We start from the raw sequence: 23,886 nt of genomic DNA on the forward strand, positions 1-23,886 counted from the left end.
TGTCAAATGGCATCACACGGTGATGCCATCGTGACCGCTTCATCAAAGATCTCGATGCCATCGTTCGCTGGCGGGTCCCACGGTTTGCCGCAGTTTGGGCAAACGTCTTCGTCCACCCGTCGCATCGCATCGCAATTCGGACACGGCTCTTGATAAATCCGTCGATAAATCGCCAAAATCGATAACGGTGCTGCGAGACCCAGAATTGGAACCGACACAAGCCAGCGACGACGCGATTTCGCATGTAGGCCTCGTTGCTTCGCGGCCCAGAAGGCGAAGGCATAACAAAAGACCAATCCCACCAAGAACAACACGATGAAGCTGGTCGTCGAGACGGGATTCTGACGGATCGCATCGATCACGGCGATTGGATTGCCATCGACCACGTTGATAACGAACGCTGTCGCCAGTCCACCGATGACAAGGCCACCGGGGATGAACGCCGCCGGGATAAACTCTGGGGTTAGTTCGTCTTTCTGCAAGCCGTCCTTTGCCGCTGGGTTGACCGAATATTGGACCATCTCAGCCGAACCATCCTTGTCGATCTCGAAAACTCGCTTTGCATTGCGATTCTCGACCAGCACAAAGCCCTGTGCCGTTGCACCCACCAATAGAGTATCGAATGCTTGTAGGGGAGCGGGCAATTCAAATTCACGCGACAGTTCGGCAGTAAAACGGATTTTGTCTGGTAGCGGAACCGTGCGTGTGTAAACGCCTTCCGGAAGCGGGCGAAACCAATCGTCCGACCCGGCTTGATCTAACAAGCGGTACTCCATCAACTTGTTACCGCTGCGCAAGACCATCCTTGGTGCTTGGTCTTCGTCAAGCTGAACCATCGTGACTGCTTCAACCGGTTCATCCACGATCGGAGTGATCTCAAGCGAGTCCATTTTGAGGACGTAAACACCCCGATGATCCACCAACGGCGTATCGTATCCTGCATTTGCGAAGAGCCCGAACGAACTCCGGAATCCTCCGGGTGAAACCGTGAAGCGTGTACCGGAAAATCCCCCTGACCGCTGGACTTTATCTGCAAAAAAGGTGTATCGCCATTGTCGACGCGGCCAATGGTCGTAAGCTAACAGATAGCCGCGAACATCATACGAAAAGAGAAGTCCCGAACTACCGTACGTCGTAGCAAGGCGGCTAAAAAAACCGTCACCACCATTGGGAAATGTCCTGAGGTCGTAAAGATAGTTCAGTGACCGAAACTGTTGGCTCGAGTCAATTTCCTCACGTGGATCAACTTCCTTGCCATCTTCGATCACGTCGCCACCAATTTGAGATGTCTCGTAGTCGTTCGTCTTCGGATCATATCCGCTCTTTTCGGTAACAAGCCAAGGCTTGCCCGTTTCGATATCGATACTGACTTGATGATACGGAACCGATTCATAGACGGTAGATCGTCGTGCTGTTTCAATTGCTGAGATCGCAAATCCAATCGCGGTGCAAACCACGATGAGGCAACAGAACACCAGATAGATGGGCAGTAACCAACGGCTCCGCTGCGGTGTGTTGTAAGCCGAAGACGCCGGATCGCTGGCCAAATCGATCCACGCCTCGCGGGCGGTCGCGACGAGCCAGGCAAGCGCAAACGGTACGATCGCCATCCCAATACCGACACCGAACATGCCTCCATCTCGCAGGAACAAAAAGAATAGCATCGTCATGCCGCCCGCAACGACCAGCGGAAACAACCGTGTTCCCCACCAGGACCCGTCGCGACTCATTACCATCATGGATGCAGGATGCAAGCTGAACGCTGCGATGGCGAACACCAGCGGCGGCAGGACCTGAGCCGGACGCATCGGATAATACTCGAGCCCACGCATTGCGATCCAAGCCGCAGAGAGCAGCAGTGGAACGCCGATCGCAATCAAATAGATCACAAACGCGGCGAAGGTCTTAGCTAGGAAAACTTGGCTGTCGGTGACACCGCGATGATTCAAATAGGCTCGCGACGCGGGTTGTAAATCGCGAAACGCTTGAATCACGCCCAAAGCGAACGCCAACAAAGGCGCGATCATTGCTAGATTGAATACCAAGTCGCTGGCGATCAGCACCTGCGTGCTATTTCGACCCGGTAGCGTCATCCAGCAGGTGATGGCGACGACAAACAGACCAATCGGTAGCAGCCGAACGTTTTCACGTAGTTCTTTCCATACCAGAATCTTCATGATGCGGCTCCACTGTAGAAGGAATGACCCATGCGTGAACGTGACAAGTAGGCTAAGACGGCATCCTCAAACGTCACTTCGTCGGGCTCGACCTGCAACGCTCCGATGCGTTCCACTGCTGCAGCGGTTTCTTGATCCGCATCGGCGAATGTCAGGTGCCAACGGTCGCCAACCGGGCGGCTATGGACCATGCCGGGGATCGGATGCGAAAGGGTCGGGTCTTGGTCGGTGCGGACCAGACAGCCCGACATGCGGTTGCGGAACGCATCCAGTTTTGAATCGACCAGCAGGCGGCCATCGACCATGATCGCGACGCGATCGGCCACCCGTTCGATGTCGTCCAGCAGATGGCTGCTCAACAGAACCGATCGGTCACCGGAATCACAGAACTCGATGATCGTTTCGTTGAGCGCCCGGCGGCTGACCGGATCGAGTCCCAGCGCCGGATCATCCAAGATCAACAATTCCGGCTCACCGGCCAGTGTCGACGCCAGCGACACCCCAGCTCGCTGGCCACGGCTGAGCCAACTGACCTTTGCACCGGTGTCGATTCCGAATCGCCGCACCGCTTGTTCAAAGAACGCGCCGTTCCAATGCGGATGCGTCTCACGTCCGAATCGTTCGCATTCACGTACTCGCATCCACGGATAGAGAAAATGGCCCTCGACGGTATGCCCGATTCGGGATCGGTCCTCGGGAGACAGCACGGCGCTGTCTTTCCCCAAAACCGTACAATGCCCGCGAGTTGGAGAAAGAAAGCCAAGCAGCATCCGAATCGTCGTTGTCTTGCCGGCACCATTGAGCCCGAGGAGTCCAACAACCGAGCCTCGCGGGACAGCAAAATTCAGCTCTCGCACGACGGCTCGACGGCCAAAATATCGCGTCAAACGATCCGTTTGAATCACAAAACGATCAGTCACGGCAAAAGCCCTCCTGGAAAAAGGTTGAGAAAGCATGCTCAAGATTTCTGGGCATCGAATTGCTCCAGTTTGTTTCGCAGACGTTCGACGATTTCGTCGCTGCAAAAGTCAAGCGTGATTGCTTCACTGATGGCGGTGTCCAGAGCCTCGTCAAGACGCCGGAGTCGTTCGGTCTTGGTGAATACCGACCGTCGTTTTGCAACAAATGCGCCGCGGCCGGCTTGCGATTCCAGCACGCCATCGCGAATCAGTTCGGCATACGCCTTGGCGACCGTATTCGGATTGACGACCAATTGTTTTGCCAACTGCCGCACGCTCGGCACGGCATCGCCGACCGAAAGTTCGCCGGCGACGACGGCGCGGCGAATCTGGTCAGCGATCTGGCGATAAATTGCCGCACTGCTGCCAGGAATCACTCGTATTTGCATCGAATTCACCTCAGCGTCAAACCCAATCCGGTGTACTACGACACATAGTACGCGTTGCCGGTGCGGATGTCAAACGCTTTTGTTGGGCGTCGGGCTTTTGCCATTCAGACCGGGCGGGGCTTCTCAGGCAAAGCAGGTGCGCAGAGCATCATTGTCTGCGCGCCGCCTCGCGCTCTGGTTCACGTCGCGCCGAAGACCCGATCTGGGACCTCGCTAGATTGTTGGCGCGGCAGTCACTAGAAAGCAGGCAGGCGATTGAGAGCATACCCGCCCTGTTCGGTACGGACGAGGGACGATTCTCGGGGGCGTTCTGTTATGACAATGAAAACGACCGCTATTGGACTGAATGGATCCTGGGCGTCATGCAAGCTCTTACGCCAGCTGGCGTTGTATTCCAGAGCCTAGGGTCGCGCCGCGGCGCACCCTGGGCTCTGTGGCGTGGCGTGATGGGAATCCTGCCTGCGCGGCAACTTGGTGTGAATTTGTAAATTCCGTTTCATCCAAGACTCTGGCTCCCTTCTCCCCCGATTTTTCGGGGGAGAAGGGCTGGGGATGAGGGGGTTCAGCAGACGCATATGCCCGCCAAAACAGCGATAAACCTGCACGACGGAAAGCCCCTCACCCTCCGGCCCCTCTCCCGGCGAGCGCGCGGGGCGAGGGGAGCCAGAATCTATCAGCGCGACTTGTGTCGATCACTCTAATCTCTCGGGATGGGGGACGCTAAACTGCACAACCTCCAAGCGGGAGAGTGAAATCCGAAATTTGTTTAGAGAACGTCCCAAGCGGTAACGGACTCTCCTTCGCATCGACGTGGCGATTCTCCGCGAGATCCCGTGTACCTTACGGGTTCATCTTTTCAATCAGCGAGCCAACAGAGTTCGCATCGAAGCTCGCGGGTCGAGGCTGGCCCAAATACGCTTCAAGCTGTTCCAAGCTGGGCGTCTCGGATGGGACGCCATTCTCTGGAACCTTCGCTCCGGCGATCCAGACGATGGAATTGAGAACCGATTTGCGATAACTGTCCTGTGCCCAGTTCCAGTGCGAGTGCATGCCGGTGAACCCAAAACCTCGACCGTGGCTCGGTCGCTCGTAGACCCAACCAACGACCTCTTCCATCCCGACTCGCGAACGGACGTGCGCGTTGCCGCTGTGAGGACCGTCGGGTCGTTGCCGAGTGGCCTCAGGCGGAATGGCGGAAAGAATGGGCGTGACGCCTCTCATGTCTTTGGCAAATCGCATGTGATAATACCATTCGTCACTGCATCGGAACGGCTTTAGACCTTGTGAAACAGGATGATTGGGGAATGCCTTGAACTCCGCTTCCCAATGGGGGTTGACGGACCAATGTCGTTCATACGAGCCACCGATCCAATCGATGAGTCGCTGGACCGCGGTGGGATCCGATGGATCGACGGTATAGTGGATGCACCCGAGTCCAACACCTTGTTGCATCAGCGGTTGTAGCCGATCACCAAGTGACTTGACGAGCTGGCCACCATCACTGCCTAAGACAATCGCATCCGCAGTGTCCAGTGCCGAGAGATCCTGGTCGTCCTGGATGACTTGAGCGTTCACCGCAGGAACGTTCTGGTTGAGGATTTCTGCTAGCATCCGGAACGCGGGACCGTACGCATGGCCACCGTAGCCGTGGCTGGCTTTGCCATGCACAAAGACAATCTGTTTTTTGCCGTCGACCGCTGAAGCGTTGGAGGCGAAGGTTAGGCCGATGGTGAGCAAGGACAGCAGGGTGATGGGCCACAAGTTGCGATGGAACATGGAATTCTCGTCGGTGGGAGATTTTGGAGGGGGGGGCAGAAGCACCATGATAACGAATTGCTAGTCGGCGAAGTGACAAAATGCAACTCGAGGATACGGTTGGGGGGGATGATGCCCGTTGCTTAGCTGGGCAGCGAGATTTTTCGCAGAAGTCGCAGCGGTTTCTTGCTACTTTGCTGGTTCGCGTCGTGAGTTTTCCGCATATCAAAATCGCGCTTCACAAAGGGATACTCGTACTCCTACTCGATCACAACGTTTCGTGGTGGAAACGACGGTGAGTGAACTTCGTGAATCTTTCCGTCCTCGCTCTCGACAACGTAGACGCCACCAAGGCGTGCGTTGAAGGTCGCATTCTGCGATGGTTCGATTCGTATGACTCGGCCCCGTCTACCTGCCGGCGTGATGGGATACACCCTCAACTCGGTTTCGGTCTGGTTGGTGAAGCTCAATTCCGCACGCCAGCGTCCCGGATTCGGATTCGAATGCACCGCGGGTGTCATTCGGAGTTGCTTTCTTGGATGGGACTCGATCAGTTGCTTGGTCAAGCGATCGATGAGGTCTTGGCAAGACCTTCCTCGTCCAGAGCATTGAGCAGCCGACCGATTTGAGCGTCCACATAGCTGGCGCAGGCGTAGTAGCCATGAACTAGTTGACGTCGCTTTTCGAGTGTAAGCTCCTCATCGTCCCACGGTTTGGGCATATTGATCAGGTCAACGTAATGTGACAATTCACTGTTGTTGCTCGGTGCGTAGGCAGGCGTGTTGGGGATCACATGCTGATCCTCCAGCACTGGCAACTTGGATGGATCGTGCATGTCCCAATACTTCTTGGGAGCGACCCAAGCGAGGTGCGGTCGGATGTAACCCATCGCAAGGAAGAACGGTTCGGATTGCTTGCCCAATCGACGCAAGTCTTCGATCGCCATGTCGGTTCGAGCACCGTCGAGCAGTTCGTTGTCCGCCAAATCGGGTGCGGCTGTGCTAGGGTTTCGCAGGTTGTTCTTTCGCCAATCGCTGGGAGCCAATTCCTTCATCGCTGCTTGCACTGCCTCGCGGGTGCCTTCGGGATACGGATCGGGAAGTGACCGCAGATCACGAATCGGCTCGCTCCAAGACTGCGGATCGGGTGTGGGATTGTGATAGACCTTGCCGTGGCTGACGGCCGTGTAACCGAATTTACGAAACCATTGAGGCATCGTTACCGCGTCGGGCATGGCCTCGCGAAAGTGAATGGGCAACGTCCAGACGCCCAAGTTGTCTGGACGCAAACCGGTCATCAAACTGGCCCTCGACGGGTTGCAGACCGCAACCTGACAGTAGGCACGATTGAACAGCACCCCATTGGCCGCTAATCCATCCATGTTCGGCGTGATCGCGCGGGGGTCACCATAGCATCCCATCGATGGCCGCAAGTCATCCACAGCGATGAACAATAGGTTGGGTCGTGATGGTGACGCAGTCTTGGTTCCTGATTCGGGTTCAGACTGAATCGCCATCAGCGTTTGGGTCGTTCGGGCGTAGAGCACTCCGTCGGAAATCGCGGGCGTGGCGAAACAGGGGGACCCCATTTCGTTCTCGGCTAGGATCTTGAAGTCGGGACCTGCCTGCAAGACATACATCATGCCGTCTTCGGACGGACAGTAAATTTTGTCGTCAGAGGCAACCAACGATGCGGTGATGGAAGCACCGCTGCCGAGACGTTCCTCGTAGACCTTCTCGCCGGTCTCGGCGTGAAAGCAACGTACAATGCCGTTTGTGTTGCCGAGATACAGGTAGTCGCCCCATGCCACAGGGGTCGACATGTAGCTGCCACCCCGGTCCACTTTCCAAACCACGCCTTGCTCGGCGGCTGAATCGGACTCACTCAAGTTGCCACGTGCATGGGTGGCAATGGCATAGATGGGTGACGGCCCACCATGAGCATTGGTGATGTAGATTCGATCTTGATGGACGAAGGGAGTTGGGGTGGGATTGTCGTTGATGACACCAAGGTCACGTTGCCAGAGCAGGTTACCTTCGTGGTCATAGCAATACAGGCCTTCGGAACCAAAGAAGGCGACAACGTGATTGGCATCCGCCGCGATCGTCGTATTGGCATGAGTCGCCTTGGCATGGCGAGTCGCTTTGGGATCACCTTTCCGTGCAGTCTTGCGCCATTTTTCCTCACCCGTCGCTTTATCGTAACAGAGAACCCACCACGTTTGCTCACCGTTGTCGTCGGCCGCGTCGATGTTGCCATTGCGACCGACGTTCAGCGGTGCCTTGCCGCTGGCTGCCACCGCGGTGGCAAGGAAAATCTTGTCGCCGATAATCGTGGGGCTGGCGTGCCCCAGTCCGGGAACATCGGTTTTCCAGAGGATCGCTTTGTCGTTCGGGTTCGTCGCATCCCACGATTTCGCGGTCACTTGATCGGTGGCGATACCTCGCCCGCCCGGGCCTCGAAAACCTGGCCAATCGCTGTTCTCGCCCCCAAAGGCGGACGCGAACAGAGACGTAGCCAAGAGAAAAGCCGTGGACGAAGTGATAAGTTTGATCATGGATTGTCTTTCGCTTGATTGAGGAACACCCGATTGAAACCATCGGAGTTCGCGACTGCAATATCGGGGAATCCGTCCCCGTTGAAATCGCTGGTGCATAATCCGTAAGTCGCCGAATCTGCAGCACCGAAGAGTGATTCATCGAACGCGGTCTCCAAGTCGCCATTAAAATAGACCGCGTTCGGTTGCCCCACATTACCGACAACGATGTCAGGAAGACCATCTCTATTGAAATCAGCCACATCCACGCAATAAGTTTTCCCGTCAGCCCGCCCGAATGATTTCTGGGTAAGCACGCCACCGTTGCCATCACCCAAAAAGACCAAATTCGCAGCGTCAACGTTACTGACGACCCAGTCGACGTGGCCGTCCCCGTCAAAGTCGGCTGGTTCGCAAGCGTAGCTGGTCGATCGATCAACACCCAAAGGCCGCATGACATTGAATCGACTGCGACCTTGATTGACGAACACAAAGTTTTGTTGAGGCCAATGACGACCATTGGCAACGATCAAATCAATGTCGGCATCACCGTCAACATCCGCCGCTCGCAGTGAGGCCGAACGGCTCATCTCGGTCCCCAGAGTCAGGCGATCACTCGAGACGAAGGCTCTTTCTTCTGCCCTGCACAACCCATGGGGTATCGCCGTGAGCAGCCACAGCAGGGCGGGAAACGTTCTTTTCATCACCTTCTAACATCTAAGTGCATGAACGATTGACGTTGATTGGTCTGTAATATAGCAGAGCTGCTGTCCATGAGGTCCTCCCCTAGCAACTCGAACCACGACACCCGTGCTCTACACCTTCAAATGCCGGGAAAGGCCACGGTAGGTGGCTTCGACCGCAATCCAGCCGATTTGATAGAGCAAGAAGTTGATGTATTGAGGCATTGTCGTCGCGAGGAGTTAACCGGGCCCGTCGCGACCGACGATCTGCTTTTCAACGGCTGATAAATCCTCGACGCGACTATGGTCCGGATCAGCAGCCTCTTGTAGCCCAATCATGATTGCGCCCGTACCGGTAATCGCGGAGACGATCACGCCTAGAACCAATATCGCAAACGAGGTCATTGTTGCGACTCCTTTCCAGCAAAAAGCAGGCTGCCGAAGGAGAGAATCGATGGCACCCAAATGCCTACAAAAAGTCCTTCTTCCCGCTGGCCAGAAAACCATAGCCCCACTGAAAGGAGGAACGAAAGTCCGGCTCCCAAGATGACAAGTAGCTTACCAAGAGATTGCTTTTTCATGTGTCTTTCCGAGTTAAGAGTGTTAATGTGGTTTAATTGGTGCGAACCATGCAAATGGGTTCGATACTTGATGCGATTGCTACCTCGTTCAGACCTCCTTTCCCGTTTCGCGTCCGTCGATCATGATCCGTTTTCGCAGTGCAGCTTATCGATCCGTGGCAACGCCAACGTTCTGTTCTCTCCCTGTCAATCGGTTGGGAGCATTACCCATCGTTCTGGTCTCCCCACGTTGCAGTGCACGGCACGGGCGAGCAGTCCCATACAAGACCAAGACAGGAACAACGTCGTTCGGGCCGTGTGCCAGGCGAAAGGAAATCGGTGTTTTGAGCCACGCTGGCGGTTGTCTACACTCGGCACTGGATGAAAGATGGTCTCGATCAGGGTTCTGCGCGATGGCTCGTCATCCTGAAAAGCGTCCAAGGATCGGATTGTTTCGGTGAACGCCTTCGTTTCCGCACTGCGACGCAAGATTTCACCGTCGATCGCGTAAGACGCCTGTCGGCTGACTGTGGGCAGCGTCAGAAGCCCCAGAAAGGTCCAAATGGTGAAGCCAAGACAAGTTGTCGCCAACCCGGAAACGCTTGCGACGCTGGCCCCTGGAAGCAACGTCGCAAGGCTGAAGCCACAGACAATCCAGATCAGCGCGAGCGAGATACCCCGTGTCCGGCTCCCCGAATCGACTGCAACCAAACGTCTCGCAAGTACGAGGGCAAGTTGCTCTAACGTCAGAAGGTCAACAAAGTCTTTTGGAACCATGATCGACTCGAACCGCGGTAAGCCAACAACGCCTCCGGTGAAACCGGGATCGCTGCTTTGAACTACGGTCACTGGCAATTTTTCCAAACCCCAACCACTGGCAAGATTCATGGCTCGAATCACCTTGTCATCGTCAACTGTCCAACAACAACCGGTCATCGCAAGCACAAGTCGGCTTTGAAAGCCAACGTACGCGACGGACATGATGGCAATCGAGATGAGAGCGCCGATCAACCCTGCATTCCGGCCAACGGTGAGGATCACAAGCGTGGACAAGAAAAAGAGAATCGCCTGGACAGCGACACCCCTCGTCCAACTTCGAAGGAAACAGTCAAGCGAAATCTTTTGATGATAGAAGCGGGACGGAATGAAGTAGCCACCCAGGAAGTCAAGGGGAGCCATGAAAGCTACGGTTGAACCAATCAGCACTAGGATCCAACCGAGGTCAGAAACGCTTCCAAACCGAGAAGTCGGCAAGAACCGCCCTGGCAGGCCCTCAAGGATTGCGAGTACACAGGCAGTGACGATCAGCCCAACACCGCTGACTCCGATCCACAAACGAGCACGAGCGTAAGAAATGATACGAACTCCAGTGAGTGCAGTACTTCTTGAAGGTCGAGCCTTGCAGTTGTCCATGACTTTGCGAAGTGTCAACACGTTGTTCAAAATTTGTGTCGCCACTGACTCCTGCTTCTAAACTTGGGAGCAGAAAGAATTCTCTGATGCTGACAAGGGTCCAAAAATCGTAAATCAATCGAGCAGAAGTCGACTCATCGCCATCGCTGATTAAAGGGAGAACGGTCTGATCCGAGACCAGCCGCAAACCCGCTAATTCCTGTGGCGGCGTTGAGTTATCAACCCTTCAGACCATTCCGCAAGTTGCATATCTCGAGACGCCAAATCTTCGTGAACCACAATCTTTGGCGGCCCATATCGTTCATCCGATCGCATTGCCCCAAGGAGTTGCACGGGTTGTTGTTCTACTGTGAATCCTCGGAAAGAAAATCGAAAAACCTGAAGCCAGCCCGGTCGTTTAACCGCATGCAGCTCGATCTCATCGAACTTCGCAGATCTTCCGCAATACCCATTTTCCGCAAGCCAGTCTCGAATGTCTTTCTCAGCAGATCGATTTCCGATAAGTGGTTTCATCCCATCTTCTCTCTCGAATGTAGTCGAAGAAACCGAAAGCCCGACTCGACCGGAACCTCGTAATCCGAAACCGCCACAACGCCCCAGCCACAGATTGTTTGTGTGAAGCATTATCCCTCGCTGACAAGGTCTTAAATCGCAAATCATGCGATAGGAAGCTGGCTGATCGCACAGGCAGAACGACGGGCGGTCGGTCCGCCCCGACAGGCTAAACCGCTATACAAGGCGTCTGCGATTGAACCGTTGGCCCGTTAGCGAACAATTTTGGAAAGAAGTCTAAAAGAGTTCAAGCTGCTGCGTCTGGCCTAAACAGGGAAACGAACTCGAGTTAATCTGGCCAAGAATACGGCCTGCCATCGCCATTCCACTTAGAAAAGCTCCCTCCACTCGCGGACCGCCACACCAATCGCCACAAGCCCCGATCCCGCGAATGTCATCGAATAGACACCGATCGGTATGTGGCTCTTTAGGGATTGCAAATCGCCAGCGATGCACGTCCAGATGGATTGGCTCCACCCTCGGCCGCCCAACTGCACCCCAAAACTCGTCGAACAAATACGGTTTGACCTGGTCGGCTGACTCATCGATGTGCTTCTCAGTCCACTCGGCTGCGGCATGCACGACCCAGGTCTCGCGATCGCCCTCACGCTGAGGCTTACTATTGTTGCGGGCAATCCATGAAAGCGGCGAGTGATGCACGAACGCACCATCGAAACCGAGATTCAAAGATCGCTCAAACGCTACCATCAGGGCCCAGCAACCGCCCATCTTAGTCCCTCTGGCGTGTTCCTTGAGCTCTGGCACCTCAGCCAATAAAGACGCTGCCTGACCAGACGGCGTGGCAACAACCACGAAGTCGAATTGACCTAACTCGCCTCCATCCACGCTGGCGAGAACCCATTGATCGTCCGAACGAATGGGAACCGCGACTTTTGTCGCCAGTTGAAGATTCAAATTAGCTGCAAGGTGCTTCCCGATGGAATTCATGCCGGGAACCGCTACGTAGCGATTGTCGCTGGACTTTTCGGCTTTGATGACACCCTTCTCGACCGCAACGATGCGACCGTTCCAGGGGGCAATGAGCCCGTCATCCAGCCAGGACTGAATGTACCGCTTGAAACGTTCGTCGCGAGCGGTGAAATACTGAGCACCATGATCGAAGCTCAGATTATTTTCCGCGCGACGTGTCGACATGCGGCCAGCGACACCGCGGCTCTTCTCAAGAACCCGGACATCACAACCGTGGTCGGCGAGAGTCCTCGCACACATCAGCCCGGACATTCCCGCTCCAATCACGGCAACTTTTGGCATTGGGTCCCGCAAGGGTCGTGTGACCTTTCGTCGATACGCGATTGGGTCGAGCCGTTTTGCGTGCTGCTCAGTCGATCGGGTTCTAACCGTTCCGAAAATTGGCTGTTCCGGTGTAAAAGGACGATCAAACTGACCGAGACACCACAGAATCCCACCGTAGGATGCCGGGTCACGGCCATCCAACGCGTATCGATGGTTCAAGTCGATCAAGCGATGAAGTGCTTCGCTGGCGCCAGGCGTCCAATTCAAGATCGCCTTGCCCCAAGTCATCCGAACATTGTTGTGCAGCTCGCCGTGAATCAACAGCGATCGCTGCGCAGAATCCCAAATGGAATCGCCCGTCCGTCCTCGACTCATTGTTTCCCACGACATCAACTGTCGAGGATCCGTTTCATGCTTGGCGAGCGTGTCGCGAGCCCAACGGGGAATCGCCGAAATGCGACGATGATCTCGCCGATAGTGGCAAAATACATAAGCGAGTTCTCGCCAAATCAGCAACTCGTCGAGGAACTTCTCCGCACCCTTGGACTCGTTTGCCGCCGCTTCCCTCGCGAGTCTCGTGGCGGCCACCATGCCGTAGTGAAGGTAGGGCGACATTCGACTCGCCCCATCGATAAGCACGTCATTACGTCGGCGGTCGTAGGTTGCTAACCCATTGTCTTTAAAGTTTTGCCAACGCTCGTTGGCTGCGACTGAGCCGCCAACCGCATCTGGCACCGGACCAATCGAGTGATCGATTTCACATTGGCTTACGATGCTTGCGATGTCGCGATCCTGCAAGTCGACAGCGTCGAAGGGGAGGTCGATTGACGACTTCGAGCCATTTCGCAGCTCCGAATCCTTCGCGTCTAAAGAAACGCGTTCTGCGTAAAGTCCCTTCGTCGCGTTTCTAAATTCGAATGCTCGCTCGTAACTCCTACCGACCAATCGCATGGGAACGACACATGCGGTATCGACCACAACAACATCACATCGGAGAACTCGGCTCAGCCCGACGGTCCAACTCCGCAGCGGCTCCGTCGGAATATCTTCGGTCACGACGACCGCTGCCTGCTCTGCAAGCGTCCTCAGGTGCGGTCCGCGATGCCCGGGCCGTTCAACGTGCAACACATAGCAAATCGATGAGTCGGCAAACGCCCTCTGCACGTCCCTTGCACCTTGGAGGATAAACGTGTGGTGTCGGTCCGAAGCAAACGGGTAGCGTTCCGACAAACCGTGGTAAACCAATAGTGATAATCCCAATTGGTTTGCAAATTCAATCGCAACATTGAGCGCTGGATTCTCGTCTGTGCGAAGTGCAGTCCGCATCCAATAAAGAACATAGTCTCCCTCGGAATTCACATGCTGACGACCCAGCACTCGCGTTCTTTCCGCGAGTGCTGAGGGTAGCGACTCCTGTAGCTTATCAATCTGCATCATCTTCCAATTAATCTGTCAGCAGACACGTTTTCCGCTTGCTTGCGGAAAGGTACTGCTGGCCTGAGTGTTTGGGTTGCCCAGAAGCCGATTTGCCATAAACGCCGTTCGTCGATAGGTTCGTTTCACACCGTAGTTTATCTGGTAGTCAAACTGCCAGGGAGCCATTTGGCAGAAGACGACACGACCGCCCTGCGATGCCGCGAGCACGCCATCGCCGACCGTGACCGCTCCATCGGTCACCAGCGGTAAATCACGAGGCGCGCTGATACCAAGCAGATGCAACGTCCTTTAACGCCTGAGACTTCCAGTTCGGATGCGAATGGACCGTCTGGCAATCCATGTGAATCCAATTCTCGATACCAGGCCAACTACCGGGTACCTTGAAATACCCCCAGTCCCCGTCGGAAACCTGCAACGAGTCGTCCTCGCCCGGCTGCCAACGCCAGAGTCCGTTGATACAGATCTGCTCTCGAGTCGGCGTACTCAGCTTAACGACCTTGTCCAAGTCCCATACCGGTTTGACCCCATCCGGAAGTGGCAAAGCGTCGGTCTGTTGGGTGGACTTTCGCAGCTGGGACTGCAACATCAAGTACTTCGCGTCATCGACCTTGACCATTGCGGATTGGCATTCCTGCATTACCGCCCGTTCGGAAGCCGACAAAGCTGAGCAAAAAAACGTTAACGACAAAACGCCGGCGACTGAGATCCGAATCGTGTTCATGAGTTTTCTTTCTCTGCAAATGCCTTGTGCTTACTAACTCACCGAGTTCCGTTCCGCAACTTGTCAACCCAAGTTATACCACAGGCTCGCTCCTCCCTTGTGAACGATCGCCTTCGGCTTGTCGTTAGACTATCTGTGTCGATAGAATCGACGAGCGATCCGTATTCGGCAATTACGAAGTCGAGAAGGACGGCATCCTCAGCAATTATTTCCTTGAGGACTCTGACAGATGGTGCGACCCAGTTCGCTGCAAATTGACAAGCTGCTCATTGCCGGCGTCTTTTTGGCAGCATTGGGACTCACTCAGTTTTTGATCTTCGTCACTTCGGCGATGAATCACTATCCCGGAGGCACGAGCGCCGACACCCAAACAATCGGGTATTCGTGGTCAGACAATTGGTTAAGCGATCTCGGTCGGATCAAAGCGATTAACGGCGCCGACAACGCAACCAGCTCGCGGTTCTTCAACGCTTCCATTATCGCGTTGGGGCTGTCGCTGCTCGCCTTCTTTCTCGTCTCGATTCGCGCTTTTGAGGAACAGACGATCGGAAGCCTATCGACGACGCTCTCCGGTTCACTCACTTCCCTGGGATTAATAGGGATCGGGCTCACGCCCGTCGATGTCTGCTATGGATGGCACATGACGTCGCTGATGTTGTGGATCGTTCCCATGCTTTGCGTAGGCGTGCTATTCAGCTACCAATGTTTTAGCGGCGAGGGCTGGTTTGGCTGGGTCATCGGGATCGCCACAGCCATCCTGTTCTGCGGAGTTTTTGTGTACGCGCTCTCGACCGCCACGACAGGGGTGATGGCGATGCAGAAGATTGTCGTCTTGCAGTCGATCGTGTGGTTCACGTTGTTGTCGGCGCGCGTCGCCGCAGCAGCCCTTTATGTCGTACAACAAACGAGAACTCGGATGCAGATTGCCAACGAACAGGCGGGCGACTACATGGTCAAGCTGCAGCGTCAGCATCGGAAAAAATGACTCGGTTTGGGTCGCCGTGCAACCGACAAAGCTGCAGGCAAAGAGGGTGGTATCCACTGTCAAAAGCATCCAAAATGACGCCCAGAAAGTCGATTCCCTAGATACTAGGGGGCGGGATGAGAGGGGTTCTCCGCACGCCGATTGCCGACGGACTCTTTGGCCCGATCACGCTGCTGCCACCCCCTCATCCCCAGCCCTTCTCCCCCAGGAAATTGGGGGAGAAGGGAGCCAGAATCTCGGGCGATGGTATCGCGACAAGTCGCGCTGATGGATTCTGGCTTCCATCGACCCCATTCGCAGCATCTTGATTCGGCTGAAGCGATCGACACGTTGGCCAGCCCTCGTCAGACTCTGCCGTGATCCGGTTCAATCCCACGTTCCGCTGTTTGCAAGGCGCGGGCGTGCAATGAGTTCTTTCTGCGACTACCGAAGCGAGTGAGGCCAAGCACGCCGATCGACGGTTGCATTGGCTTGCGATGCTTGTTCATTCCTTCGCTATACGTTCTTTGGAACTACCGCATCTTGCGAGTGATGCACATACCCCACTTCGATGCGTCAACCAAAACAGTTTCCAGACTCTCGCTAGCGACGATTGCCTTGAAGTAATCCGTTAACTGGTCTGCTTGGCCCGAGGAGTCATGCGCGATGATCAGCCCACCAACGCGAACCTTGGGAAGAAGCTGATTGAGGTAATCAACAAAACCCTCCTTTTCCGCATCGAGCAACACGAAATCGATGGGGCCGTCGAGTCGCTTGATTGTTTCATGAGCATCGCCCTCGACCAGCGTTAGCAGATCATTGACTCCGGCTTTTGAAAAGTTCGCCTTTGCCAACTTGATCCGCTCGGGATCCAGTTCGTGAGTCGTCAGCTTGCCACCGGTTGATCGTAGCGCCAGGCAAAACCAGATGGCTGAGTAACCGTTGGACGTTCCGAGTTCGACGACGTGCTTGGCGCCAAGCGACTCGACAAGCATGCGCATCAAACGACCATCTTCCGGTAGTATATTCCCCATGCCTTGAGCCTGATTGGCCTGCATGTCGTCCATCACAGCGATCATCCGCGTCTCCGTCGCGTCTCGCGGCTTCGGGTGCATCGGCAAGATTTGGCGAGAGAGCTCCTCGGCTGTTGGAAAACGTTTCGCTTGCTGCGGTGATGGCTCATCACCGTGCAGCGGCGTCACTACATGTGAGTTCGTCGCGACCAAGGCGACGATCAACGGGATAATGCGTGTAAGTTGTTTCATCCGATTCATGTCCTCTTAGGTTAGACTGTCAATTTCCACGGGTCGCGGTATTCCTTGTTGACGAACTTGTTCGCTTCCGCATCACCGACGACCTGTTCTTTTTGACCGTCCCACTCGATGCTGCGTCCGACTTCCCAGGAGACGTTCATCAAATGGCCCAGATTCGTCGCGTAGTGACCGGTTTGAGCGTCGGTTTCCGGCTGCGTCCGATTTCGGATGTTGTCGAGAAAGACTTGCGAATGGCGAAACGCATCGTCCGATGCAACAATTTCTTCTTCCGGGCTAAGCAAATAACCGGCTTCGTTCTGCGATTTGCTTGATTTCGGTTCCGCGGCGATCGAAATCCGACTGCGGTCCAGCACCATCGTTGCTTCCGTGCCGTAGAAACACTTGGCATGAGACCGTCGCACGCGGCGTGACCCCATTCGCATTGAGTATTGCAGCAGGAAACCGTCCTTAGCGACAGGGCCAGGACCGAATTCCATGATCGCGTCAAAGGTGTTGGGGTACTCAAAGTTATCTTGATAAGCGAATTGCCCACCCATCGCAGAAACACGCTTGGGATACTTCACATCCATCGCCCAATTAACAATATCGAAGTGATGCACACCCCAAGCAACCTGGTGCCCACCGCCTGAGAGTCGGAACCAATCGTAACCGTAGTTGCTATAGATATTCGGGTTGTAGTTCTGCATCGGAGAAGGACCGACGTAAAAATCCCAATCCAGTTCGGGCGGTGGATCACAGTCGGCGGGATTGCCGCGACCGGGTGCCCAATAGGTATGGTCCCAAATTTTGACTTCGCTGATCGCGCCCAGTTTACCCGATCGAATGATATCGACCGCTTTTCGATAGTGCTCCATGCTGTGCTGCTGTGTACCAATCTGAACGATGCGATCATACTTTTTTGCCGCTTCGATCAAGTAGCGTCCTTCGCCGATGAAGTTGCCAAGCGGCTTCTCGACGTACACGTCTTTACCGGCTTGGCAGGCGGCAACTGCGATCGGGACATGCCAGTGCGCCTGAGTAGCCACGATCACCGCGTCAATGCTCTTGTCCGCGAGGAGTTCGCGAAAATCTTTATAAACCTTGACCGATGAACCGCCAGCCTTCGTTTGCCCTTTTTCCAGGTTGTCTGAATTGACATCGCATACAGCAGTCAACTGGACACCAGGCAACTCCATGAAGCTGGGCATTACCTGGTTGCGACCGCGGGCACCACAACCGATCAACGCGATGTTGATCGTGTCATTGGGGCCAATTCGGGATGGCTCGCTTTGGGCCAACACGGTCGAAGTGGAGGCGACGGTTGCGGTCGTTGCAACGTTTTCTAGAAAGCGTCGGCGATTCAAAAGCGTTGAGTTATTCACGTCAATTGCTCCTTTGACGAGCGGGAGGGGTGAGTTGGGCGGATTCGGCGGGTGACATTTTCATCGCGCCGTCCATCTGTCCGCAGTCGCAAGTTCGTCGTAAGCGAAGGTGGCTTTGCGAGACTATCATACCACGTTGCACTGACAATTGATCCATGCCTCCACGAGTGGGCTATTGGTGACAACACGCTGACTTTGTGCGGAACGACTTGGTTTTGAAAGTCCACAGTTTGCCTTCGTCGTTCATGATCAACGCCCGGTAATAATACGTCGTTTCCGGCTTCAGGTCCTTCAGAATCACCTGGTTCTTTCCGTCTTTCAATGGCACGGCGTGATTGCTGTGCGACCAGGATCGTTTGTCGGCTTGCGTCGATTTGCTGACCGCCGAGTTGCGTTCGGTTCCGTGAAGCTTTCGCTTTGCGAACGTCATGCAATCGGATTCACCATAGTAAACTTCGACACGTGAGTTTGTACCTGCTCGAGTCATGGAAAGGCTGATTGCCGCGGAGGTGCTGGCGACGTTGATTGCTTTCACTTCGTTGATCTCGGCAGGAAGTCGATACAGTTGCCGAGTGGCTTCGGGGGTTAGAAATTCTGGCAGGGCTTGCTGCGTTTCCGGTGCGGGCGGTTGCTTGAAGTCATAGTAGCGCATGCCACCGGTGCCCATCGCAAATTCGCCTTCGGCCGTCGTGTACCAAAATTTGTTGGACGGCTCTTTCGATTTGCATTGAAAGGTATCCATCGCATGCCACCGGTCGTCGTCACCGTAACACCACCCACGGCGCCGAACCTCACGCACCCGATCACCTGATCGCTGAACCTGGGGCGGACCGGGTATTTCACAAAACGAACCGGGCGAGAGATGTTCTTTCGCTTTGCCGCCATTCCATTTGCGACCGACCGCATACAGTTTCCATCGCCGGGTCGGATGATCCCAGAAATAGCCATGGTAAGTGTCGTAATTGCCGTCGGATTCAACTCGCAGCGCTTGAACACAGAGCTTCGGTCGATCGGGCATTGGGATCCATTCTCGCAGCTTCACCCCAGAGCCTTCGTGCCCGAATCCACTGAATTCCGCCTGCGGTGAACCGGCGGCTAACAAATGCGGCATCTGATCAAGTGGTGGGACCTTGCCGCGCGAGCCCGCCGCCCACATCGAAAAGTTGAAACCGCCACTCGTCCGTCGGTCTGCCTCGAAGGACGTGCCGTAGTATCCGAAAGGTGTCGTGATTGGCGAATAGCTACTGAATTCGCACATGCTGCGCGTCGTCATGACCCACATCCGGCTTTGCTTGACCTTAGAACAGGAATAACTGCCGTGGACGGCTGCCGGTCGCCAACGAGCCCGCAGCAATTGCGAGTCTTTGAGGGCAGCTCCAAAGACATTGATGGAATGCAACTCACCAACGCCCGAGTCGATATCGCTGATTTTTTCTGCAGTGAGCGAAACCGTATGCTCGCCTGGTTCGGTGACATCGAAAGCGAGGTCCCACGGCTGCGGCGTATCAGGCAACGATTGTAGGGTCGTAACGGTTTGCGATTTTCCAGCCAGGGAAACCGTCAACTGCGAACCAGCCTGGCGCCCCGACACTCGCATGTTCACGCTCATTCGGAGGGTTCCCGGCTTGGGCAACCATAGGTGCCAGCGGATCGTTCCACTCGTCTTCTTCCATTGATCGAGATAGGCGAAATTCGGTTGGATAAGCGAGTCATCGCCGATCTTGGGCAGCAATGATTCACCGCCTGCGCGGCACGTTCCGTTATCGAAGAAGCCGTTGCTCGCGGTCAGGATCAGTCGGCTGTTCTTCGCTGGCTGTCCATTGAGGAAATAGTGTCGACCTTGATCATCGACTCCTGCTTTGAAAAGTGCAGGGGCCGTTTGAAGTTGGCCCGTTCCACCAGGAGCCCTTTCGCCAGAGACGAAGTCTTGTCCGACGACGGTTGTTCCACTCAGCAAATCGCTAAGCAATAGCAGGGCTGGCAGAAGTATCACGTTTGGTTCTTTGATCATGTGTTTTTTTCTGGAACGATTGTCAAAGGTTTTGACTTTCCCGAGAGCACATCGTGATAAATCGTGAACGGCTCTGCCGGATGGGATGCAGCGACCATGGTCCGAAAAGCCTACGCTCAAACGTTCGCAGCGGCAAGGAAATACCAGAGAAAGATCACCGGGCGCTAAGAGGTCATGCAGTTTTTAGCTATTTCCTTTTAAACATTTACGAGTATCAAGCACCCCTCCCGCTGGGGACGTTCGATTTATAACTTGCGGAACTCTATTTACCGCGAAACGGTTAGATACCACAGCCTAGGATCGACGCGCAGCGGCGCACCCTAGGGGGCCCTCTCCCTGTGGCGTGGCGTGATGGGAATCCTACTTGCGCGGCAAGTTGGAGTGAATTTGTAAATTCCGTTTCACCCAAGACTCTGGCTCCCTTCTCCCCCGATTTTTCGGGGGAGAAGGGCTGGGGATGAGGGGGTTCAGCAGACGCGTATGCCCGCTAAAACAGCGATAAACCTGCACGACGCAAAGCCCCTCACCCCCGGCCCCTCTCCCCGCAAGCACGCGGGGCGAGGGGAGCCAGAATCCATCAGCGCAACTTGTGTCGATCACAATAATTTCTCTGGATGGGGGACGCTAAACTGTACAACCTCCAAGCGGGAGAGTGAAATCCGAAATTTCTTGATAGAACGTCCCTCGCGGTAAATCGAGTTCCGCAAGTTATAAATCGCACGTCCCACGCGGGCAGGGGATCTTAGCGCAACTCGCTTCTGAATAACAGCTTAAAAAACGGGGCTCTTCCGCAGAATCTATAGGTCATCGAATACAGGCTGGTGGTTTTCTGAGGCATGCCAGGGCGGAAGTGCATCTCGCAATCCGATAGACTAACACGGTCCGTCTCAATCCACTTACCTTGCCGGAAACGCAATGTCCCGTTTTCTTTCGCTTTGCATCCTGGCCAGTGCCACCTTTGCAACGGCTGCCGAACGCCCCAACGTCCTGTTTGTCATCGCAGATGATGCTTCTCGCGATAGCTTCGGCATCTATGGCAGCACGTACGTCAAGACACCAAATTTCGATCGCATCGCAAGCGAAGGTGTTAAGTTTACGAATGCCTACAACTGCAATCCTAAATGTGCGCCCGCCAGGGCCTGCCTACTGACAGGAAGGTATTCGTGGCAACTCGAAGAAGCGTGCAATCACAACCCCTTCTTGTCCAGCAAATGGAAGTTCTATCCCTATTTACTGGAGCAAGCGGGCTACTTCGTGGGCTACACCGGCAAAGGCTGGGGACCGGGCGTCTGGAACGGAATCGATGGAGGCAAGTCCGGCTTCAAAAATGACAACCCGGCCGGACATGCATGGGCAAAACGAACTCTGAAGCCTCCGTACAAGGGTATCGCGAACATTGACTACGCCGCCAACTTTAAGGATTTCCTCGATGCTCAACCGCAGGACAAACCGTTTTGTTTTTGGTTTGGCACCAAAGAGCCTCACCGTAGCTATGGAAAGGATAACTGGAAGCTTGATGGCCGAGACCTTAGGGAGGTGACGGTTCCTACGTACTATCCAGACAACGAGATCATTCGGGGGGATTTGGCAGACTACGCAATCGAAGTCGAGTGGTACGACACACACCTCGGCCGAGCCCTTGGGCACCTGGAAGACATCGGGCAGCTTGAGAACACTCTGATCCTTGCCACGTCAGACCATGGCATGCCGTTTCCTCGTGTGAAGGGGCAAATCTACGAACACGGTTTCCACATACCGTTTGTCGCTCGTTGGGGGAACAAGATCAAACCCGGAAGAACGGTCACTGACTTTATCACGTTTCCTGACCTGGCTCCCACATTGATGGACCTCGCCGGGCTGCCGGTCATCGACCAGATGACGGGAAAGAGCTTTCTCCCGCAATTGCTGGCGGAACAATCGGGCCGCATTGACACCAGTCGCGATCACACGCTGCTGGGCAAAGAGCGTCACGACATCGGCCGTACGGACGGCAGCCTGCTAAGTGTTTCGTATCCTGTTCGAGCGATCCAGAACGATCACTTCCTGTACGTCAAAAATTTTAATCCTGATCGCTGGCCCGTCGGTGATCCAGCGTACGGGTACTTGAATTGTGACAACTCACCCACAAAAACGTTTCTGACGCAGTTGTCTGAAAACGATCCGTTGCACCGGTTCCATCAACTCAGCTTTGGCAAGCGACCGCCGGAAGAGTTGTACGACATCAAGAACGACCCAGACTGTGTCAACAATCTGTCGAGTTCGCCTGAGTACGCGGAAGTGAAAACCCAACTTCTGAACCAGATGACCAAGGAACTAACGGCTCAGGGCGACCCTCGCGTCTTGGGCAATGGTGAAATCTTCGACTACTACCCGAATTGTCGAGTTGACCGACAACAAAAACTCTACAACCGTCCTGACTTCGACCCGGTCAAAACCTTTAGCGAAAAATTTGGTCATGCCATGGTGGAAGACGGCGTCGAGGATTGATTTCCGTTGCTTTGGACAGAAGAGCCAAGTGTCGCTGTGCGGCGGACACGGTTTATGCCATGGTCAACTCACTTACTGAGATGGCGGACGTATCCGTGCGAGTCTCTCTGTCTGCTGTTTTCGTTTTCGCTGAGATCCACCATCTTATTTCTCTTCCGTTAAGTCAAACCGCTGAATAAACGGCAGGAATTTCGGCATGTTCCCAATGTGAACCCCCCACTCGATCCGTTCGCCCGTTCCACGATCCGTGAACGCTTCCGGACGGTAGGCGCCTGCTGCGTGCGGAACATTCAAAACGCTGTGCGTCTTCGAGAAGTGAAGCCCATCCTCGGCATAGACGATTGATCGGGTAATGTCTTTCGGCCCAGTGGTGCCGATCATCGCGGCCACGCCCATACCCTGCGGCCAAATCAACACTTCGTGATTGCCCTGAATGATCGGGTTGCCTTCATGTTTCCGATAGGGCCCCTGCGGCTGATCGGCCATCGCCACGCCCATTTTGGTTTGACCGGGACCTTTCCCTAATTGACGGCCTTTGTAGTAAAACCAATACTTCCCGTCGCGAACGATCAGGCAAGCGTCGTCAACCAAGTGGCTGTCAAACGCTTCGAGGTTTTCACTATTCGTAAGCGCTGGGTTCGAGGCCAGACGCTCCCAAGGACCCTCGGGTGAATCCGATACCGCGATGCCTATTTTCGAATCAGGATTGAATGCTTTGCCGAACGGCTTGGAGGTGCCTGTGTAAAACAGCCAATAGCGTCCTTCGGCTACGAGAATATTCGGGGTAAACACGCTGGCCCCTTCCCAGCTTCCAGGCTCGCCCTTCGCAAGTGCCATTCCTTTTTCCGTCCAGTGTTGACCATCGGTTGAAGTGGCATACCAAACGGTCGCATCATATCCGGAAGGGATCGTCCCTTTCGAATACCAGACATAGTACAGCTCACCGACCTTGATGATGTCGCTCGGGTCCCGCCGCATCACGCCCTGTTCAGCGCCGATCCCTTCGGCGTCGGAAAAGACAGCCGTCAGCGTGCCGGTGGGATTTTCCTTGGCGTATGCCATGGGAGTGATGGCGATCGCGGCTGCGATTCCAAAAACGAACGTCAAGACTCTTGTCATTTTGCTAGTCGCCTTACTTCTCGGATAATTTGGCTTCTCGGATAGTTTACTTGTGATTTGATTCATTTTGACCCTCAATACCAATGCGTTTCTCCCTGCTCGATCCCCTCGAAAACACTGTGCCCATCCGGCCATGTTCGCGAGACAAGGCCTCTTGCATATGCCAATCCCGCTGCCGTATTCCTTTTTGCCGTTAGATCGCGTCTCTGGCTAGTTGCTTCGCAGCAGAGCCAG

At 54.9% G+C, this 23,886-nt stretch carries 19 protein-coding genes; 2 read left to right on the forward strand and 17 right to left on the reverse strand.

The window, feature by feature from the left end; translation table 11 throughout:
- Window positions 1-2: 2 nt before the first annotated feature.
- The 13 genes from Poly41_RS27805 to Poly41_RS27855 all read right to left on the reverse strand — a co-directional run bounded on the left by Poly41_RS27805 (window position 3) and on the right by Poly41_RS27855 (window position 14,436).
- Entirely contained in the window at window positions 3-2,177 is a 2,175-nt protein-coding gene (locus tag Poly41_RS27805; protein WP_146530640.1) for a hypothetical protein, read from the reverse strand.
- Window positions 2,174-3,097, reverse strand: a complete 924-nt coding sequence (locus tag Poly41_RS27810; RefSeq protein WP_197231707.1) for an ABC transporter ATP-binding protein — start codon at window positions 3,095-3,097, stop codon at window positions 2,174-2,176. The genes Poly41_RS27805 and Poly41_RS27810 overlap by 4 nt, the downstream gene beginning before the upstream one ends.
- A gap of 38 nt (window positions 3,098-3,135) precedes the next feature.
- The gene (locus Poly41_RS27815; RefSeq protein WP_146530642.1) at window positions 3,136-3,525 is read right to left on the reverse strand and encodes a GntR family transcriptional regulator; all 390 of its coding nucleotides are present in this window, start codon (window positions 3,523-3,525) and stop codon (window positions 3,136-3,138) included.
- A gap of 840 nt (window positions 3,526-4,365) precedes the next feature.
- The gene (locus Poly41_RS27820; RefSeq protein ID WP_197231708.1) at window positions 4,366-5,301 is read right to left on the reverse strand and encodes a ThuA domain-containing protein; all 936 of its coding nucleotides are present in this window, start codon (window positions 5,299-5,301) and stop codon (window positions 4,366-4,368) included.
- Between the two features lie 239 nt (window positions 5,302-5,540).
- Window positions 5,541-5,801, reverse strand: a complete 261-nt coding sequence (locus tag Poly41_RS35155; RefSeq protein ID WP_231615997.1) for a hypothetical protein — start codon at window positions 5,799-5,801, stop codon at window positions 5,541-5,543.
- 41 nt (window positions 5,802-5,842) lie between these two features.
- Window positions 5,843-7,837, reverse strand: coding sequence for a sulfatase-like hydrolase/transferase (locus tag Poly41_RS35160; protein ID WP_231615998.1), 1,995 nt, complete (start codon window positions 7,835-7,837; stop codon window positions 5,843-5,845).
- Window positions 7,834-8,520 (reverse strand): FG-GAP repeat domain-containing protein, encoded by a 687-nt coding sequence (locus Poly41_RS27830; RefSeq protein ID WP_146530644.1) that lies wholly within the window; start codon window positions 8,518-8,520, stop codon window positions 7,834-7,836. The genes Poly41_RS35160 and Poly41_RS27830 overlap by 4 nt, the downstream gene beginning before the upstream one ends.
- A gap of 219 nt (window positions 8,521-8,739) precedes the next feature.
- The gene (locus Poly41_RS34455; RefSeq protein ID WP_197231709.1) at window positions 8,740-8,904 is read right to left on the reverse strand and encodes a hypothetical protein; all 165 of its coding nucleotides are present in this window, start codon (window positions 8,902-8,904) and stop codon (window positions 8,740-8,742) included.
- A complete protein-coding gene (locus tag Poly41_RS27835) occupies window positions 8,901-9,080 on the reverse strand; it encodes a hypothetical protein (RefSeq protein ID WP_146530645.1) in 180 nt (59 codons plus the stop codon). The genes Poly41_RS34455 and Poly41_RS27835 overlap by 4 nt, the downstream gene beginning before the upstream one ends.
- Before the next feature lie 186 nt (window positions 9,081-9,266).
- Window positions 9,267-10,517, reverse strand: coding sequence for a hypothetical protein (locus tag Poly41_RS27840; RefSeq protein WP_146530646.1), 1,251 nt, complete (start codon window positions 10,515-10,517; stop codon window positions 9,267-9,269).
- Window positions 10,518-11,261: 744 nt separating this feature from the next.
- On the reverse strand, window positions 11,262-13,715 hold the full coding sequence (locus Poly41_RS27845) for an FAD-dependent oxidoreductase (RefSeq protein WP_146530647.1): 2,454 nt from the start codon (window positions 13,713-13,715) through the stop codon (window positions 11,262-11,264).
- A 15-nt stretch (window positions 13,716-13,730) separates the two neighbouring features.
- Complete coding sequence (locus Poly41_RS27850) at window positions 13,731-13,997, reverse strand: hypothetical protein (protein WP_146530648.1); 267 nt, start codon at window positions 13,995-13,997, stop codon at window positions 13,731-13,733.
- A complete protein-coding gene (locus tag Poly41_RS27855; RefSeq protein WP_146530649.1) occupies window positions 13,966-14,436 on the reverse strand; it encodes a hypothetical protein in 471 nt (156 codons plus the stop codon). The genes Poly41_RS27850 and Poly41_RS27855 overlap by 32 nt, the downstream gene beginning before the upstream one ends.
- Before the next feature lie 229 nt (window positions 14,437-14,665).
- Between Poly41_RS27855 and Poly41_RS27860 the strand changes: the two genes are divergently transcribed.
- The gene (locus Poly41_RS27860; RefSeq protein ID WP_146530650.1) at window positions 14,666-15,421 is read left to right on the forward strand and encodes a DUF998 domain-containing protein; all 756 of its coding nucleotides are present in this window, start codon (window positions 14,666-14,668) and stop codon (window positions 15,419-15,421) included.
- Window positions 15,422-15,933: 512 nt separating this feature from the next.
- Here Poly41_RS27860 and Poly41_RS27865 read toward each other — a convergent pair.
- The 3 genes from Poly41_RS27865 to Poly41_RS27875 form a co-directional block, all read right to left on the reverse strand.
- Window positions 15,934-16,665: an O-methyltransferase gene (locus Poly41_RS27865; RefSeq protein ID WP_197231710.1), complete on the reverse strand. Its 732-nt coding sequence runs from the start codon at window positions 16,663-16,665 to the stop codon at window positions 15,934-15,936.
- A 20-nt stretch (window positions 16,666-16,685) separates the two neighbouring features.
- A complete protein-coding gene (locus Poly41_RS27870) occupies window positions 16,686-18,035 on the reverse strand; it encodes a Gfo/Idh/MocA family protein (protein WP_197231711.1) in 1,350 nt (449 codons plus the stop codon).
- A gap of 172 nt (window positions 18,036-18,207) precedes the next feature.
- On the reverse strand, window positions 18,208-20,028 hold the full coding sequence (locus Poly41_RS27875; protein ID WP_231615999.1) for a DUF3472 domain-containing protein: 1,821 nt from the start codon (window positions 20,026-20,028) through the stop codon (window positions 18,208-18,210).
- 933 nt (window positions 20,029-20,961) lie between these two features.
- On the opposite strand from Poly41_RS27875, the gene Poly41_RS27880 reads away from it, so the two are divergent.
- Window positions 20,962-22,533 (forward strand): sulfatase family protein, encoded by a 1,572-nt coding sequence (locus tag Poly41_RS27880; protein ID WP_146530654.1) that lies wholly within the window; start codon window positions 20,962-20,964, stop codon window positions 22,531-22,533.
- A gap of 144 nt (window positions 22,534-22,677) precedes the next feature.
- On the opposite strand, the gene Poly41_RS27885 is transcribed toward Poly41_RS27880, so the two are convergent.
- On the reverse strand, window positions 22,678-23,595 hold the full coding sequence (locus tag Poly41_RS27885; RefSeq protein ID WP_231616005.1) for a family 43 glycosylhydrolase: 918 nt from the start codon (window positions 23,593-23,595) through the stop codon (window positions 22,678-22,680).
- Between the last annotated feature and the right edge of the window lie 291 nt (window positions 23,596-23,886).

This window comes from Novipirellula artificiosorum (assembly GCF_007860135.1).
Classification (GTDB): domain Bacteria; phylum Planctomycetota; class Planctomycetia; order Pirellulales; family Pirellulaceae; genus Novipirellula_A; species Novipirellula_A artificiosorum.

Bases quoted from the DNA above. Each gene is read 5' to 3' on its own strand.
- Poly41_RS27860 (WP_146530650.1), top strand. From the start codon at position 14,666: ATGGTGCGACCCAGTTCGCTGCAAATTGACAAGCTGCTCATTGCCGGC.
- Poly41_RS27830 (WP_146530644.1), bottom strand. From the start codon at position 8,520: ATGAAAAGAACGTTTCCCGCCCTGCTGTGGCTGCTCACGGCGATACCC.
- Poly41_RS27855 (WP_146530649.1), bottom strand. From the start codon at position 14,436: ATGAACACGATTCGGATCTCAGTCGCCGGCGTTTTGTCGTTAACGTTT.
- Poly41_RS27865 (WP_197231710.1), bottom strand. From the start codon at position 16,665: ATGAAACAACTTACACGCATTATCCCGTTGATCGTCGCCTTGGTCGCG.
- Poly41_RS27815 (WP_146530642.1), bottom strand. From the start codon at position 3,525: ATGCAAATACGAGTGATTCCTGGCAGCAGTGCGGCAATTTATCGCCAG.
- Poly41_RS27885 (WP_231616005.1), bottom strand. From the start codon at position 23,595: ATGGCATACGCCAAGGAAAATCCCACCGGCACGCTGACGGCTGTCTTT.
- Poly41_RS35160 (WP_231615998.1), bottom strand. From the start codon at position 7,837: ATGATCAAACTTATCACTTCGTCCACGGCTTTTCTCTTGGCTACGTCT.
- Poly41_RS34455 (WP_197231709.1), bottom strand. From the start codon at position 8,904: ATGACCTCGTTTGCGATATTGGTTCTAGGCGTGATCGTCTCCGCGATT.
- Poly41_RS27820 (WP_197231708.1), bottom strand. From the start codon at position 5,301: ATGTTCCATCGCAACTTGTGGCCCATCACCCTGCTGTCCTTGCTCACC.
- Poly41_RS27835 (WP_146530645.1), bottom strand. From the start codon at position 9,080: ATGAAAAAGCAATCTCTTGGTAAGCTACTTGTCATCTTGGGAGCCGGA.
- Poly41_RS27880 (WP_146530654.1), top strand. From the start codon at position 20,962: ATGTCCCGTTTTCTTTCGCTTTGCATCCTGGCCAGTGCCACCTTTGCA.
- Poly41_RS27845 (WP_146530647.1), bottom strand. From the start codon at position 13,715: ATGATGCAGATTGATAAGCTACAGGAGTCGCTACCCTCAGCACTCGCG.
- Poly41_RS27805 (WP_146530640.1), bottom strand. From the start codon at position 2,177: ATGAAGATTCTGGTATGGAAAGAACTACGTGAAAACGTTCGGCTGCTA.
- Poly41_RS35155 (WP_231615997.1), bottom strand. From the start codon at position 5,801: ATGACACCCGCGGTGCATTCGAATCCGAATCCGGGACGCTGGCGTGCG.